This window comes from Blastopirellula sp. SH421 (assembly GCF_057808535.1).
This window is the reverse complement of the sequence record NZ_CM173712.1, coordinates 2,589,102-2,602,900: the sequence shown is the minus strand read 5'-3', so window position 1 is coordinate 2,602,900 and position 13,799 is coordinate 2,589,102. Positions and strand designations below refer to the sequence as shown.

17 protein-coding genes are annotated in these 13,799 nt (G+C 54.5%); 8 read left to right on the top strand and 9 right to left on the bottom strand.

Features of this window, described 5'->3' with window-relative positions; translation table 11 throughout:
• Positions 1 to 347: 347 nt before the first annotated feature.
• The 4 genes from SH421x_RS10865 to SH421x_RS10850 form a co-directional block, all read right to left on the bottom strand.
• Positions 348 to 974, bottom strand: coding sequence for a pyridoxamine 5'-phosphate oxidase family protein (locus SH421x_RS10865; protein WP_488855576.1), 627 nt, complete (start codon positions 972 to 974; stop codon positions 348 to 350).
• Between the two features lie 82 nt (positions 975 to 1,056).
• The gene (locus tag SH421x_RS10860) at positions 1,057 to 1,518 is read right to left on the bottom strand and encodes a nuclear transport factor 2 family protein (RefSeq protein WP_488855575.1); all 462 of its coding nucleotides are present in this window, start codon (positions 1,516 to 1,518) and stop codon (positions 1,057 to 1,059) included.
• A gap of 106 nt (positions 1,519 to 1,624) precedes the next feature.
• Complete coding sequence (locus SH421x_RS10855) at positions 1,625 to 2,527, bottom strand: alpha/beta fold hydrolase (protein ID WP_488856427.1); 903 nt, start codon at positions 2,525 to 2,527, stop codon at positions 1,625 to 1,627.
• A 134-nt stretch (positions 2,528 to 2,661) separates the two neighbouring features.
• Positions 2,662 to 3,276 carry a TetR/AcrR family transcriptional regulator gene (locus SH421x_RS10850; RefSeq protein ID WP_488855574.1) on the bottom strand — a complete coding sequence of 205 codons (615 nt, stop codon included), beginning with the start codon at positions 3,274 to 3,276 and terminating at the stop codon, positions 2,662 to 2,664.
• Positions 3,277 to 3,698: 422 nt separating this feature from the next.
• On the opposite strand from SH421x_RS10850, the gene SH421x_RS10845 reads away from it, so the two are divergent.
• Positions 3,699 to 5,027, top strand: coding sequence for a reverse transcriptase family protein (locus tag SH421x_RS10845; protein ID WP_488855573.1), 1,329 nt, complete (start codon positions 3,699 to 3,701; stop codon positions 5,025 to 5,027).
• Positions 5,024 to 5,449: a hypothetical protein gene (locus SH421x_RS10840; protein WP_488855572.1), complete on the top strand. Its 426-nt coding sequence runs from the start codon at positions 5,024 to 5,026 to the stop codon at positions 5,447 to 5,449. Before SH421x_RS10845 ends, SH421x_RS10840 begins: the two co-directional genes overlap by 4 nt.
• A 39-nt stretch (positions 5,450 to 5,488) precedes the next feature.
• Here SH421x_RS10840 and SH421x_RS10835 read toward each other — a convergent pair whose 3' ends face one another.
• The gene (locus SH421x_RS10835; protein ID WP_488855571.1) at positions 5,489 to 5,797 is read right to left on the bottom strand and encodes an ester cyclase; all 309 of its coding nucleotides are present in this window, start codon (positions 5,795 to 5,797) and stop codon (positions 5,489 to 5,491) included.
• Between the two features lie 262 nt (positions 5,798 to 6,059).
• On the opposite strand from SH421x_RS10835, the gene SH421x_RS10830 reads away from it, so the two are divergent.
• Positions 6,060 to 6,290, top strand: a complete 231-nt coding sequence (locus SH421x_RS10830; protein ID WP_488855570.1) for a hypothetical protein — start codon at positions 6,060 to 6,062, stop codon at positions 6,288 to 6,290.
• A 614-nt stretch (positions 6,291 to 6,904) separates the two neighbouring features.
• Positions 6,905 to 7,507 (top strand): hypothetical protein, encoded by a 603-nt coding sequence (locus SH421x_RS10825; protein WP_488855569.1) that lies wholly within the window; start codon positions 6,905 to 6,907, stop codon positions 7,505 to 7,507.
• 129 nt (positions 7,508 to 7,636) lie between these two features.
• On the opposite strand, the gene SH421x_RS10820 is transcribed toward SH421x_RS10825, so the two are convergent.
• The 3 genes from SH421x_RS10820 to SH421x_RS10810 all read right to left on the bottom strand — a co-directional run bounded on the left by SH421x_RS10820 (position 7,637) and on the right by SH421x_RS10810 (position 9,094).
• On the bottom strand, positions 7,637 to 8,050 hold the full coding sequence (locus SH421x_RS10820; RefSeq protein ID WP_488855567.1) for an ester cyclase: 414 nt from the start codon (positions 8,048 to 8,050) through the stop codon (positions 7,637 to 7,639).
• Between the two features lie 146 nt (positions 8,051 to 8,196).
• Positions 8,197 to 8,760 carry a hypothetical protein gene (locus SH421x_RS10815; protein WP_488855566.1) on the bottom strand — a complete coding sequence of 188 codons (564 nt, stop codon included), beginning with the start codon at positions 8,758 to 8,760 and terminating at the stop codon, positions 8,197 to 8,199.
• On the bottom strand, positions 8,744 to 9,094 hold the full coding sequence (locus SH421x_RS10810) for a hypothetical protein (protein WP_488855564.1): 351 nt from the start codon (positions 9,092 to 9,094) through the stop codon (positions 8,744 to 8,746). The genes SH421x_RS10815 and SH421x_RS10810 overlap by 17 nt, the downstream gene beginning before the upstream one ends.
• Positions 9,095 to 9,238: 144 nt before the next feature.
• Here SH421x_RS10810 and SH421x_RS10805 point away from each other — a divergent pair, with 144 nt between their 5' ends.
• The 4 genes from SH421x_RS10805 to SH421x_RS10790 all read left to right on the top strand — a co-directional run bounded on the left by SH421x_RS10805 (position 9,239) and on the right by SH421x_RS10790 (position 12,059).
• Positions 9,239 to 9,544, top strand: coding sequence for a hypothetical protein (locus tag SH421x_RS10805; RefSeq protein ID WP_488855563.1), 306 nt, complete (start codon positions 9,239 to 9,241; stop codon positions 9,542 to 9,544).
• A gap of 86 nt (positions 9,545 to 9,630) precedes the next feature.
• Complete coding sequence (locus tag SH421x_RS10800) at positions 9,631 to 10,101, top strand: hypothetical protein (RefSeq protein ID WP_488855561.1); 471 nt, start codon at positions 9,631 to 9,633, stop codon at positions 10,099 to 10,101.
• Between the two features lie 262 nt (positions 10,102 to 10,363).
• Positions 10,364 to 10,867, top strand: coding sequence for a carboxypeptidase-like regulatory domain-containing protein (locus SH421x_RS10795; protein WP_488855560.1), 504 nt, complete (start codon positions 10,364 to 10,366; stop codon positions 10,865 to 10,867).
• A gap of 94 nt (positions 10,868 to 10,961) precedes the next feature.
• Complete coding sequence (locus SH421x_RS10790; protein ID WP_488855558.1) at positions 10,962 to 12,059, top strand: DUF1559 family PulG-like putative transporter; 1,098 nt, start codon at positions 10,962 to 10,964, stop codon at positions 12,057 to 12,059.
• A gap of 214 nt (positions 12,060 to 12,273) precedes the next feature.
• Here the strand turns inward: SH421x_RS10790 and eno are convergent, their stop codons facing one another.
• Complete coding sequence (gene eno, locus SH421x_RS10785) at positions 12,274 to 13,560, bottom strand: phosphopyruvate hydratase (RefSeq protein WP_488855557.1); 1,287 nt, start codon at positions 13,558 to 13,560, stop codon at positions 12,274 to 12,276.
• Positions 13,561 to 13,799: the final 239 nt, after the last annotated feature.

Below are 13,799 nucleotides of genomic sequence, written 5' to 3'. Positions count from 1 at the left end.
CCGATGCAAACGCCCAGCCCGATCCCCCGGCCAAACGCCCCAAAAACAGCCCCCAACGCATCCCGCAGGCGCCCGATATTATGTAGATAGGCAGAATCAAACCGCAGCTCGATTACCTGTACATACTTATACTAAAAAGCGGCGGCAAGTCAACCTTGTTTTGGAAAGATTGGTGCGGCCGCGGCGGGAAGGTTTTGGCGGCAAAGAGGCAGCACTGGCGCCATGCGAAAAAGAGCCCCGATTTAGCGCTGGGGCTGCAGTTACTTTCGGACGCGTGGTGCTGGTTTGCGACCGGATGGCGCGGCATCTTGTTGCTGTAGACGTCACTCTGCATGAGACATTCGATATTAGAAATTAGTCATTTCCCCATCTTTGTTTTCAACGGACTTCAGCTTTGCTTCGAGTTCTGCGATGCGGCTTTGCAATTGCTCCATCACCGGCGCTATCTGCTGTTGGGAGAAACGCTTGTGAATATGTTGCGGGCAATTTACATCCCACGCTTCGACTTCAAACAGAATGGCCCGCTCGACTTTTCCTGGATAAGACGGATCTCGCAAACTGTCGAGCAGCGCCGGATCATCCTCGACGACCCGCGCGCGGCCCCATAGTTTGATGCGGCTGCTCCGCGCGTAGTCCATCAGAAAGAGGAACGCTTGAGAGTTCTCTGACAAATTACCAAGCGTGATGTACTGCCGATTGCCACCAAAGTCTGCAAAGGCCAAGGTCTTGTCATCCACCGGTTTCAAAAACCCAGGAGGACCTCCCCGGTACTGAATGTAGGGTTGCCCGGCGGCGTTGGCTGTTCCCAGATAAAACATATCGAGCTCTGCGAGCACCGCAGCCAGCTGTGGGGTGACGCTTGTTTCCCAACTGCCTCCCATCTCCATCCGTGCATAGCTAGGTCGAGAGCCTTTTTCGGCTTGAATGCCTTTTACAGCTGGAGTAAACGCGATGTCACTAGAAAACTGACGCATGAAAGTCTCCCTCCGCTCTTGGATTCTATTTCTGGATGTTAGGCGCCGGCTTTAACTTTTCACTTGTTACGACGTGCAGAGCTCATTGGATAGCAGGGATCCCGACGTCATCGGCAGGTCGTGGCCCGGGAGCTGTCCAATGGAACCGGCGCTGTTGTTGGGTGATTGAATAGTCATTGATGCTCGCTTCTCGACGCCGCATTAGTCCTTCGTCATCAAACTCCCAAAGTTCATTGCCGTAGGCGCGGTACCACTGACCGTGGAGATCGTGGTATTCATACTGAAATCGGACGGCGATCCGATTGTCGGTGAAGCTCCATAACGATTTGGTCAGCCGGTAGTCGAGTTCGCGTTCCCATTTGCTGGTCAAAAAGGCTTGAATCTGGTCTCGGCCCTGGACAAACTGATCGCGGTTGCGCCAATGCGAGTCTGCTGTGTAAGCAAGCGATACGCGCACTGGATCACGACTGTTCCACGCATCTTCGGCGGCTCGTACTTTGGCGGTCGCTGTTTCTAAGGTGTATGGCGGTCGAATAACGGTCATCGCAGTTTCCTATTTTAAGGGGGTGATCAAGTAACAACCGGATGCCGGGATCAAACCAAGCATCCGGTGCGAACTTTGAAAGGTCCAAATACCAATCGCAACGCGTCTACTTGGTCTGTTGCTTATCCAAGAAGGCATGGATCCGCGCTGCAATTTCGGCTCCGTCTTCTTCGAGGGCAAAATGGCCTGTGTCGAACAGGTGGAATTCCAAATTCTTCAGGTCACGCTTGTACGGAAACGCACCGTCCGCCGGAAAGATCTGATCGTTCTTGCCCCAGACGATCAGCGTCGGCGGCTGATGCTTGCGGAAGTAGGCTTGCCACTGGGGATAAAGCGGCGGGTTGCTACCGTAGCTATAAAACATGGCGAGTTGAATCTCTTGATTGCCGGGACGATCCAACAACGGTTGCACATGCTCCCACGTATCAGGGCTGATCGTTTCTAGATTGCGGACACCGGTCGTGTACTGCCACTTGGTTCCCGCTAGCGTCAATAGCTTGCGCAGCGAGTCTCCATTTGCGGGGCTGCGATCCTTCCAGTACTCCTTCACCGGTTTCCAAAAACCGTTGTCGAGACCTTCCTCGTAGGCATTGCCATTTTGCACGATTAGCGTGTCGACTCGATCCGGGTGCTTTGCAGCGAGCCGGTAACCGATCGGAGCGCCATAGTCCATCAGGTAGAGCGAATACTGCTTGAGGCCGAGTTGTTCAGTGAACTTCTCGATCACGCTGGCCAAGTTGTCAAAAGTGTAGTCAAACTCGTTCACGGACGGAGCCGAACTATAGCCGTAGCCGGGATAATCGGGAGCAACCACGTGGTACTTGTCGGCCAACGCAGGGATCAGGTTGCGGAACATGTGCGACGAAGTGGGGAACCCGTGCAGCAGCAGAACGGTGGGAGCATCCTTGGGACCAGCTTCGCGGTAAAAAACATCGAGCCCGTCGATATTCACCGTGCGGTAAAAGACCTGCGGAGCAGACGTTTGCGGCTCGGCCGCGGTCGCATCGATTGCGGCCGAGACCAGCAGGACGACAGCCAGGGCAATTTGTTTGTTTCTCAGCGTGTTCACGAATCCAGCTCCTTGATTGAGGTAGTTGACTAATACATACAGACAGGTCTGTCTATTCATCTACAAAAAAATGTTTAACCCGGTCGCTTCCGCTGGGCCTTGGCTGTTTTTTTGGGTTGAGCCATCAACGCCAACGCTGCGTCTCGCGCTACGTCCGCCGGATCAGACGACTGCGTCATCATCGCGGTGATAATTGCCCCTTCGACTAGCAATCCAATCGCTGGGGCCTTGGTTTTCGCCAACTTTGCGCCGCTCGATTCGGCGATGATCGTTTGAATTAACTGGTGAAATCGTTGCTTGTGGCAAGCGGAGAACTGCGAGGCCGGGTGCGCTACGTCAGCCAGTTCGACTCGGGCATTGATAAACATGCAGCCTCGGAACCCGGGTGAATCGAACCAATCTTTGAGTGCGGCGAAAAACGCATTCAGAGGACCCGTGCCTTGGGAGAGATGGTGGTCCATCCACTGCGTAAACATGCCGCCAAAATTCTCCTCCCGATACTGAAGCACCGCAAGGATTAAATCGTCTTTGGAGGGAAAATGGTTGTAAAGCGACATCTTGGCTACTTTCGCCTCGGCGATGATGCGGTCAATCCCCACCGTGCGCACCCCTTCGGCATAAAACAGCCGCTCTGCAGTCTGCACAATCCGCTGGCGGACCTCCGATTTTTGAGTTGGCGTCTTGTTCATGCCTTAAGCATACAGACCTGTCTACTTAATGCAAGCGTCCCAAAAAAAGTAGACGCCATGGCTGTTTGAAGTTGGGCTATTTGGCAGTTCATGATGATGAACACGGAATCCACGAAAGGAGCAAAGGAAAAGGTGATGGTAGCGGAGATGCGGCGATGACGATTGGGCTGTTGCTGGAGCATGCAGGGGATTGGATCGCGACTTGCTTAATGCTTATGGCCAATCTATTTTAGGACCGAGGGTGGCGGAATGCGTTAAGCAGGTTGCGCCTTGCCTTGGTGCTGGACGCGCCTCTCTGGGGTTACCCCAGGGGATCGTGAATGGTTCGACATTCCTTCGCGTGAGCGCCGGTTGCAATGCATGCAAAATGGCTCACGCTAGACCAGACTCGTTGGCGCATTCCGTCACCCGTTTTTCGAATCATGATCACCCACAAATCCATTGCCTGCAGTCTGGCGTCTGCCTTTGTCGCCGGCAGCTTTGACGTCGAAGGACTTGTCAGTCGCGGCAGTCGGTTGTTGGGGAAACGATGGCGCTGGCTGCATCCTTTGGCTAGCCGCGCCGTCCAACATCATGCAAGCCACATCCGCCCGCGCCACTCCTTGGTTGAGCAGTTCCTACTTGGCGATCGCGGCTTTTGGCGAGCCTGCCGGAAGCATGATTTGCAACTGGCTAATCTTGTCGGCCTTCGCCCGCAAATGGCGCCCATCGCAGCGGCGAGCGGTTGGTATGCGAAACGGATCATCGCCACGACCGGCGAACTGGCCGAATGGCTAGACATCAGTGCTGCCCAGCTGGATTGGCTGGCCGATCTGCACCGACTGACAACTCGGCAAACTAATCCCAAGCTGCAACACTATCGCTATCGAGTGCTGGCGAAAAAGTTGGGCCAGTTGCGTTTGATCGAAGCTCCCAAGCCACGCTTGAAAGCCATTCAGCGCAAGATACTGACCGAGATCCTGGATCACATCCCGCCGCATGAAGCCGCACATGGTTTTCGACTGGGTCGCTCGATCGTAACCTTCGCACAGCCACATGTTGGTCAGGCGGTGGTGATCAAGCTGGACCTGCAAGATTTCTTTCCGTCGATCCGTGTGGCGCAAATCCAGGCGATGTTTCGGGCGCTCGGCTATCCCGAAACAGTGGCCGATCTGCTAGCCGGACTCTGCACCACGTCAACACCGGCAGACGTACTGGCCGAACCAACTTGGGCAGCGCAAAGTCAGCAGACGCAGCAGCAAAAACGAAGATACGACCAGCGGCATCTTCCGCAAGGCGCACCAACCTCGCCGGCGATCGCTAATCTGTGCGCCTATCGGATGGATTGTCGCTTGGCCGGTCTGGCCGCAGCATCTGGCGCAACCTACACGCGGTACGCCGACGATCTAGCCTTCTCAGGCGACGCCAACTTTCAACGCGCCGCAAAGCGATTTTCAGCGCACGCCGCCGCGATCATTCTGGAAGAAGGTTATGCCGTGCACCACCGCAAAACGCGCATCATGCGACAAGCAGTGCGCCAGCGAATCGCCGGGATGGTCGTCAATCAGCATCTGAATTTGCCAAGGGCAGATTTTGATCGCATGAAGGCGATCCTCACCAATTGCATCCGCCAAGGAGCGGAGTCGCAAAACCGCGATCGACACGAGAATTTTCGCAGCCATCTAGAAGGGAGAGTCTCGTTTTTTGAGATGGTGACGCCAGCGAAGGGGCGGCGGTTGCGTGAGTTGTTGGAACAAGTAGTCTGGCAATGATTGCGGTCGGCGAGTCGATAGAATTGAAATCCATTTTCAAACCAACTTTACGCGTCCGGTTTGATAACACAAAATCCGATGACGAACTCACGCACATTCGTTGCCACGAAGTGGTGGCAACGGACTTTGTGCTATTTAAGGAGCATCGAATGTCAAAAACACGCTGTAGGTGTGGACATGTCATTATTGACATTGAGGATCCGTGCACAGATTTGCATTGGGTAGTCCAGGACGAAAAAATGTGGAATCTAGTAAAGCAGTTCTCGAGGGCACCGGAGTCAGCGCATCCGACTGATGATATATCTGCTGCTCTCGTCGTTAACGCATCCACTTTTTACAAATGCCCAGAATGCGATCGGTTGCTTTTCTTTTGGAACCCCGAAAACCCCAAGTACATCGCCTATCGCCTCGAGACAGAATAGATTAAACGGCGCCCGTGCTTCGCGAACCGAGTGTCCGTCTCACGGTCCCGGAAAGGCGCCGAGCTGCATCATTAGCCCCAGGGCGTCCATGATGATGCGGGTCTCTTTGATCTTCCCGGCTTCGAACCGGTCGATGACCATGCCCCAGACTTTGACCGATCGGCCGGTGGCTGGCACGCCGAAAAATTCGGCTTGGTGGGTGCCTGTCCACTCGAACCGGGTTACGACTTTGTCGCCTTCGGCAACTTGCTCGGCTGGCTGTCTCGGTGCAGAATGTGTTTGCTGGAGTGTTTTTACATTTGCGACCGGATGACGCCTCGGCAGGTTATCCGGATTTATTTTTAACAAACAATAGTTCTGTTAAACAATGAAACGTTCCTACATTGTCGCCATCGTTGTCCTTGTTGGTTTCGGCGTTATCGTTATCACTAAACGGCCTCAATCGCGTTTGACAATTCTCATCAATGGAGCCCCGGCGGCAAATCGGACCGTGACAGACTTGCAGACCATGAAGCCGCGTAAATTGGACGCGACCGGGTCTGTCATTTATGACTCCAATTCTTTGAAACAAAACGCCATCTTCTTCCCAACAAAGAGCGGAACCCAACAGATGGTTTCGTTACCCGATCGCGGACATCGAACTGTTGATTTGAAAGGGCGGCTGATCGTCTCGAAAACTGTGATGTACAACTTTGGGTTCATTCGAAGTGAGGAAACGAGCGAGCAGTATCACCTAACTGACGCCGAGGTTGCGGCGATGGAAGCTGGCGAAATTACTCTTTCCGAAGTACAGCAATCCATTCAAAATGAATCGGAACCCAGCAATGTACCTGAGTCGTGAAGTCGGGCGTTTTCACAATGGCGAATCTCTCGTAGCGACCGAGTTATGCCAGACGTTCGCTGATGGTACCAAGTAATCCCAACGAACCGGTGTCGGTTGCTTCATGGAAACTGAATTCATGCATGACTCATCATCTGAATTCCAATGCAGCACTTCCGTGCCGAATCGGCTGGTGTTGGGTTTCGTACTTATCACCATCGCGGCGGTACTTTGGTTTGTGGCATTTTACCTGTTTTACTCCATTTCACAGCAGGATCCGTGGGTCGCACACACGGTATGGCGTTGGCGTTTGCTCGTTGGAGCATCGGCAACACTTTCAATCGTAATCGCAGCGATCATTCTGTGGCGCCGTTTACTTCTTGGTCGTCCGCTATCGGCACTTGTAATTGCGATCATCTTTTCGACACTGATTCTTCCGTCAACATCCATGAGCAACCGACGGCGACGTGAAATCGTTTCAGAAGAACCCCTTCACGGTTTCGTTGACACGACAAAACAGTACATTGCTTTCTGCAGTACGCTTATCATCGGATGCGTAGTCGCGTCCGATCGAAAGCGAAGAGTAATCAGCGAACAAGAGGTGCAACCGAGTTGCGATAGCTCCGGTTTTCGTAATGGCAGATCAACCACGTCCCCCCGGCTATCGCCGCCGTTATCCGACTGAAGATAGTCCACTCGAAATGACATCTCGACCACCACAGATCGTTGACGTCAAGCGTGGGTTTGGACGACAAATCCGCGGCTATGTGGTTTCGCGAAACTCCCATTTGATTGTCGTGCGTGAATTCGATGGATTTACGCCAGCCGGTTTTACTGCGTTGCCTGCGTCGACCGTTGCCGAGCTAGTCATCAACGAAGCGTGGACAGAGATGATCGCTTCGGAAGGTCACGCGGAGCTTGCGTCCATCGCTCCTTGGTTTTCCAATCATGGCGTAAGGTTAGCGCTGACGTCGATTTATCGTCGCAACATCAACATCAAGCTGGAATGCGAGAACTGTCCGGGCGCTGAAGAATCTGGATTGCACATTGGACATGTCGCGGCGTTGGGCGACTCTAACCTAGATTTTGTCTTTTTTGACTCTGCCGGCCGTTGGCTGCCAACGCCGTATGCAGTCCCCTACGCTTCAATTACGCAGATTGTGGTTGACGACCCGTATGTCACAACGTTTTCGAGGTACGTGGGGCCATGTCCTTGTACGACCGAGGACGACGAGTAAACTGGGCAGCACACCAAGTCGCAATTCCGGCCCCCGCCGACGCTGTGCGTGCAATTTGCACAAGCGTGCTATTGGATGATGACGCCTGAAAAATGGCTGGAGTCTGGCGGTCCGCATGCAGAGTCCGTCTCATTGCCCCGGAAAGGCGCCGAGCTGCATCATCAGCCCCAGGGTATCCATGATGATGCGAGTCTCTTTGATCTTCCCGGCTTCGAACCGGTCGATGACCATGCCCCAGACTTTGACCGATCGGCCGGTGGCTGGCACGCCGAAAAATTCGGCTTGGTGGGTGCCTGTCCACTCGAACCGGGTGACGACTTTGTCGCCTTCGGCAACTTGCTCTTCGGCGGTCCATTGCATGTCAGGAAATGCGGTCCGCATGCTGCGCAGGACATCTTTGAGACCGGCCAAGCCTGGTCCTTGGCCAGGCAGAGGAACGTGCTCTACTAGATCTTCCCAGAAGAACTGGCCGGCAGCTTCGATCTCTCCTTGGCTGAGGACCGTCTCTAAGAAGTTTTTGACAGTAGTGCAGTTGTCTTGCATCGCGTGGCGCCTTCGACAGACCCTTGATTGCTTTTCCAAGTCATGCAGACGATAGAGACTTGGGATGGGAGCGTCAATCACCAAGCGTCGGATCTGTAGTCCTGCATAAGCCAGCAGCGCTAAGTTTGAACTGGCATCAGCTTCCGCTAGATCGGCTCGACCAAGCGTCCTGCGTGTTCGCCGCGCGGGTCGTAGGTCTCATACTCGGCGACGAGCCACTTGCCGTCGGTCTCTTTGACCAGATCCAGCACCATAAATGCAGCGAAACGCTCGCCGCCGCCGTAGCCACCCTCTTTGAGTCGACCGATGACGACGATGTTGAACTTGGCGTGGCAATGCGTTTGCTGGGGGTCGAAGAAGATCACTTCGATCGGGTTTTTAACGCTGACACTATCGAGCTCGACCAGATCAAGGATATAGCTGGCGCGGCGTTTCATTTCGGGGCGAATGTCGGAGATGACATCCAGCACTTTATCTTTGTCGCCGCTTTGCAATGCGCTGGCGAAGTATTGAACCGAGTCTCGGACGTTTTCGGTCGGCGTCACGACCGACATTTCGATCAGCGACGCGCCGGCAATCAGCGCTACCCAGAGAAAGAAGCCCGGTATGAACACCTTCTTGCCGGTTTGCACCAGACAGCCGGCGATGATCGCGGCGCCGATCAGCCCGATCACCAGAATCGTCGTTTGTTGCTCAAACAGGATGCTCATGCGACGCTCCTTTTTGCTGAGTCAGCGTTTTTGATGTTGCCACCCACCGCGTCCACCACAATCTCGCCCAGCCGATGCTCACCAATACCAACAGCACCAAGTAGACCGGACGAAGATCAATCAGCGTATTGTCGGCGCTCGAAATTTCTCCTGTCGGCGTCACCCCTAGGCGGATCTGCTCGGCCCGCTGGCGAGCCTGATACTGCTTTTCGAGCGTGGCTTGGCGCACCCCGTACTTCGGCGCCATCACCAGTCCGCCGGCCAAGGCGGCCATCGCAAAGAGATAGAGCCAAAACCAGGGCGAATCGGCGATCGGGGACAGCTGTTTTTCCATAAGGGTTGATTATACACGGGTGTGGGGATATTGCGGTGAAATTGCAGGTAATGCTGGCAGGCCCAATCGGCGCTGACGTCGCCAGCCAAATTGCCTACGCTTTCCGCTTCTGCGAAATCCCACCAATCTTGTAGGAACCGCACGATGCGTCCACTGCCGATCGCTGCATGTCTCTTGGCAATACTTGTTATTCCCAGTTTTCTGCTCGCCCAGTCGCCGCAGAAGTACATGATCACGACAAAGTTCTACGATCATGGGTCCGATGGAAATAAATCGAAGGTGCGGGAGGGGCCTACTGTGACCGGCGTCGAAGTCGTCGCCGGCCAGATCATTCGCCTTCGGATGCCGGTTCCACAAGAGAAGTGGAAAACGATCCAACTGGGACGCGATCGTCTGATGGAGATTCAGGTAGTACCTGTGACTTTGGCAGAGCCGCTGTACGAAAAATAGACTTGAGCTCCGAGTCACGCACGTTTTGCATTCACAAGGATATCCTGATCGTTCATTCATGGTTGTTGCGAGTGGCTTTCTTTTGCATGCTGCTGCCAGCAGTTCAGGCCGAAGCCCAGACCACTCCCGACTTCTTCACCCTGGAAGTGAAACTGCTCGAGATACCGCCGTCGCCTGCGAAGCCGATGGTGTTGTCCCAACCCGGTATCGGCTCGATCGTCGGCAAGAAATTCGATATTGTTGTAGGGGGACAAATACCGCCGGACGAGCAATTCGGCGGCGAGCCGATCCAGCTTGGCATGCGACTCGAGGGTATCTTTCTACGCAGTCCCGGCGGCCAGTTTCAATTGCAGATGACCTTGGACGTCGCTCACGAACTTGCGAGCGAGGACACAGATCTCACGATCGTCCATCACGATGTCATCGAAGTGAGGATGAACCTGCCGCAGAAGAAGGTGCAGGTTATTCCGATCTCATCGCAGCGGTATTTGGAACTACGGGTGGAGACGTTGTCCGAGCTGGAAGCCCGTGAGCGAAATGCCGACGGTCTTCGCTGAGGAAAAATCTCCGCGCAGTTCTGCCGCCCAGGGGGACGAAATACTCAACTTGAATATGCTTCTTTGCGACCAGCTTAGATTAATTAATAACTCTCTTCTAATTTTAATTGACTCAACAGCTGCACACGGTCTAAGTTGAAGCGACGCGATAACGATCAGCGATCCCTAGGGATTTCTGACGGAACTCAATCGCAAGCAAGTAATTCGCTCGTTAGCTTTCCTGATTCTCTTCTTATCGACTGCTCGGATGGAGAACGTGTGCATGTCTAAACGACGCATCTTCGCTTGGCGAACCTTCATCAGTATGTCGGTACTGCTTAGCGGCTGCCAAAGTGAAATCCCCTTGCCTCCGGGGATGCCGACGCTACATCCGGTGAAGCTGACCGTTCTTCAAGAGGGGAAACCGCTGCCGTACGCGTCGATTCGCTTAATCCCCGAAGAGAGTAAAAGTTCTTGGAATTCTGGCGGCAGTACCGATGAAGCAGGTGTCGCGGTCATCCGGACGCATGGAAAGTTTGAAGGAGTGCCGGCTGGCAACTATAAGGTCACCGTTTCTAAGATCGAGACAGCACCCCCGGCAAAGACAGACGCCGGTCCGCTGGATCAACCGTCAACCAACAATGACTCAGCTTACGATCTTGTTGCTCCGCGCTACGCCTATCCCAATCAAACGCCGCTGTCACTGGAAGTGATCGCCGGAGATAATCGCCAAGAGTTGGATCTCGGACCAGCTGTTCGCATCAAGCGCAAAGGGCCGCCATCCTAATTCGCTGTACAACCTATTTGACGGTGCGACTCTGTCCATTTCGATCCTACATTCTTATCCAGCAATTCTTATTCATTCAGTCGGAGACTCGGCTATGCGCGCGAGAAAAGTCCCAGGCTTCACCTTGGTGGAGTTGCTGGTAGTAATCGCAATTATCGGCGTTTTAATTGCATTGTTGCTTCCGGCCGTTCAACAAGCCCGCGAGGCGGCTCGGCGAATGCAATGCACCAACAATGTCAAGCAAATCGTGCTGGGGCTGCACATGCACCACGACACCTACAATAATTTTCCGGCAAGTGGTGACGGATTCGCCGGCCGGTTTGATAATCCTGACGGCGCAAATGGAGGCCGTTGCGGTACGATTGTCCATCTACTCCCCTTTATCGAGCAGATGCCGCTCTACAACGCCATCCAAAGCGTGACGCCTTTGTCATTGGGCGCTCCCTGGAATGTTGACGCCGTGTTTACTACGGATCTAGGCAATGTCAAATGCCCTTCCAACTCGGGGACAACGCGACATACGGACGCAACATTTGGCGGCAGAACGGCTCCGCTCAATAACTACGTTTTTTCTCTGGGAGACGGACTCTGGACTCAGGGGCATTTGCCGACAGGCGGTGGGCAACATCGCGAGTCCACTTCGCGCGGCATGTTCTATCGCGAGAAGAAGAACTTTCGGGACTGCACCGACGGCACCAGCAACACCGCCGCCGTCAGCGAATGTCTGTCGCCGGACGTGCGCGATGGTACCGATGTTCGCAGCAATGTCGCGCGTTATGACGGCATTTGGGATGGAACTCCTCATGGAGCTCCCTTTAATTGCACCAACGGTTTGCCGATGGCGTCAGGCAGCATTCGCAACTTCGCGGACTCGCAAAAATCTCCGACTTGGCGAGGAGTTTTATTCACCAGCGGTTGGTCAGCGGTCAACGGCTTCACCACCATGACTCCCCCCAATTCACCAATGTGCCATTACGGGGGCAATCCCAATAACGACTGGGCGGTTCTGCCACCGGTCAGCAATCATCCAGGCGGAGTGAATGTTGGTTTTATGGATGGTTCAGTGCGATTTATTCCTGATACGATTGACTGCGGAAACACCAACGCGCATGCGGTTGGTTCTGGCCCAAGTCCGTTTGGCGTTTGGGGCGCGCTTGGTTCGCCACAAGGTGGCGAAGCGGTTCAGCTGTAGCCGTCTGATGCATAATGCCGTCGCTGCATTTTGCAACTTCGTACTAAACTCTAAGCGGAGTTATCTTGGCAGTGATTGTCGAGTTTGCTTGGGAGCTATGAAAAAAGGCGCCGATCGAATGACCGGCGCCTTTCAATTGTTGATTCGCTGCGAACTTTGCTGCCTGACAGACACGGCCTGCCCAACATGGCGGCTGCCCTACTTGTTGGCAGTTTTACTTGTTCTTCAGCGTCGGGAAGATCGGCCCGCCGTACAGGGCGTTTTCGCCCAGTTCGTTTTCGATCCGGAGCAGTTGGTTGTACTTGGCCATGCGATCGCTGCGTGAGGCCGAGCCGGTTTTGATCTGACCGCAACCCAAAGCAACCGCCAGGTCGGCGATGAACGAGTCTTCGGTTTCGCCGCTGCGATGGCTGGAAATGCTGGTGTAGCCATTGCTATGGGCCATGGTGATTGCGTTGATCGTTTCGGTCAGCGTACCAATCTGGTTGACCTTGATCAGAATGCTATTGGCGATCCCTTCTTGGATACCACGCGCCAGTCGCTCGGTGTTGGTGACAAACAAGTCGTCGCCGACCAGTTGGACCTTGTCGCCGATCTTTTCGGTCAGCATCTTCCAGCCGTCCCAATCATCTTCGTCCAGGCCGTCTTCGATCGAGACGATCGGGTACTTCGCGGCCCAGTCAGCCAAAAAGTCAACCATCGCGGCCGAGTCAAGCTCTTTGCCGTCGATCGTGTACTTCTTGGTTTCTTTGCTATAGAACTCGCTGGAAGCAGCGTCCAGCGCGATGTAGATCTGCTCGCCCGGCTTGTAGCCAGCCTTTTCGATCGATTCCATGATCAGATCCAAGGCTTCGATGTTGCTGCCCAAGTTGGGAGCAAAACCACCTTCGTCGCCGACCGCAGTGTTTAGTCCTTTGCCTTTGAGGACGCTCTTGAGGCTATGGAAGACTTCGACGCCGCAACGCAAAGCGTCACTGAACGTATCAAAGCCTAGCGGCATCACCATAAACTCTTGGACGTCGACGTTGTTGTCGGCGTGCGAACCGCCGTTGAGAATGTTCATCATCGGGGCCGGCAGCATGCGAGCGCCGACGCCGCCCAAGTAACGGTAGAGCGGCAAGCCAGAGCTTTGTGCGGCCGCTTTGGCCGTGGCCAGCGAAACGCCCAAGATCGCGTTAGCGCCCAGCTTGCTTTTGTTCGGCGTGCCGTCCAATTCGATCATCTTGCGATCGAGTTCGGACTGGTTCAGCGCGTCTTCGCCCAACAGTACTTCGGCCAGGACGGTATTGACGTTTTCGACCGCTTTGGACACCCCTTTGCCGCCGTAGACGCTCTTGTCGCCGTCACGCAGTTCGTTCGCTTCGTGGGCGCCGGTGCTGGCTCCGCTGGGCACGGCGGCGCGGCCAATCGCCCCGTCATCCAGGGTCACTTCGACTTCAACCGTCGGGTTGCCGCGGCTGTCGAGCACTTGCAGGCCACGAATGTCAACAATAAAGCTCATGGTTCTCTCTCGTTCTACTGGGGTTGTCGCTAGGAGTGCACTGGCACAGTCGGCCGTAGCAATCGCCGCACATTTTGGGGCCCGGGGACGAAAATGCCCCCGGATGGTTTACGATAGTTCGATTCGAGCCAACATTTTGCCGCGCATAAATCGCATTGACTAGGCAGCCGAGGCTTGGTTGAGGAAAAAATTAACTCGGGATACATTAAATAACCACGAAGCGACGCTCCGCGAGCTGT

What these genes read in the sequence shown, in the direction of transcription:
- SH421x_RS10865 (WP_488855576.1), bottom strand. Translation starts at nt 974, where the DNA reads ATGCGTCAGTTTTCTAGTGACATCGCGTTTACTCCAGCTGTAAAAGGC.
- SH421x_RS10825 (WP_488855569.1), top strand. Translation starts at nt 6,905, where the DNA reads ATGGCAGATCAACCACGTCCCCCCGGCTATCGCCGCCGTTATCCGACT.
- SH421x_RS10845 (WP_488855573.1), top strand. Translation starts at nt 3,699, where the DNA reads ATGATCACCCACAAATCCATTGCCTGCAGTCTGGCGTCTGCCTTTGTC.
- SH421x_RS10850 (WP_488855574.1), bottom strand. Translation starts at nt 3,276, where the DNA reads ATGAACAAGACGCCAACTCAAAAATCGGAGGTCCGCCAGCGGATTGTG.
- SH421x_RS10805 (WP_488855563.1), top strand. Translation starts at nt 9,239, where the DNA reads ATGCGTCCACTGCCGATCGCTGCATGTCTCTTGGCAATACTTGTTATT.
- SH421x_RS10820 (WP_488855567.1), bottom strand. Translation starts at nt 8,050, where the DNA reads ATGCAAGACAACTGCACTACTGTCAAAAACTTCTTAGAGACGGTCCTC.
- SH421x_RS10860 (WP_488855575.1), bottom strand. Translation starts at nt 1,518, where the DNA reads ATGACCGTTATTCGACCGCCATACACCTTAGAAACAGCGACCGCCAAA.
- eno (WP_488855557.1), bottom strand. Translation starts at nt 13,560, where the DNA reads ATGAGCTTTATTGTTGACATTCGTGGCCTGCAAGTGCTCGACAGCCGC.
- SH421x_RS10830 (WP_488855570.1), top strand. Translation starts at nt 6,060, where the DNA reads ATGGTTTCGTTACCCGATCGCGGACATCGAACTGTTGATTTGAAAGGG.
- SH421x_RS10790 (WP_488855558.1), top strand. Translation starts at nt 10,962, where the DNA reads ATGCGCGCGAGAAAAGTCCCAGGCTTCACCTTGGTGGAGTTGCTGGTA.
- SH421x_RS10795 (WP_488855560.1), top strand. Translation starts at nt 10,364, where the DNA reads ATGTCTAAACGACGCATCTTCGCTTGGCGAACCTTCATCAGTATGTCG.
- SH421x_RS10810 (WP_488855564.1), bottom strand. Translation starts at nt 9,094, where the DNA reads ATGGAAAAACAGCTGTCCCCGATCGCCGATTCGCCCTGGTTTTGGCTC.
- SH421x_RS10800 (WP_488855561.1), top strand. Translation starts at nt 9,631, where the DNA reads ATGCTGCTGCCAGCAGTTCAGGCCGAAGCCCAGACCACTCCCGACTTC.
- SH421x_RS10815 (WP_488855566.1), bottom strand. Translation starts at nt 8,760, where the DNA reads ATGAGCATCCTGTTTGAGCAACAAACGACGATTCTGGTGATCGGGCTG.
- SH421x_RS10840 (WP_488855572.1), top strand. Translation starts at nt 5,024, where the DNA reads ATGATTGCGGTCGGCGAGTCGATAGAATTGAAATCCATTTTCAAACCA.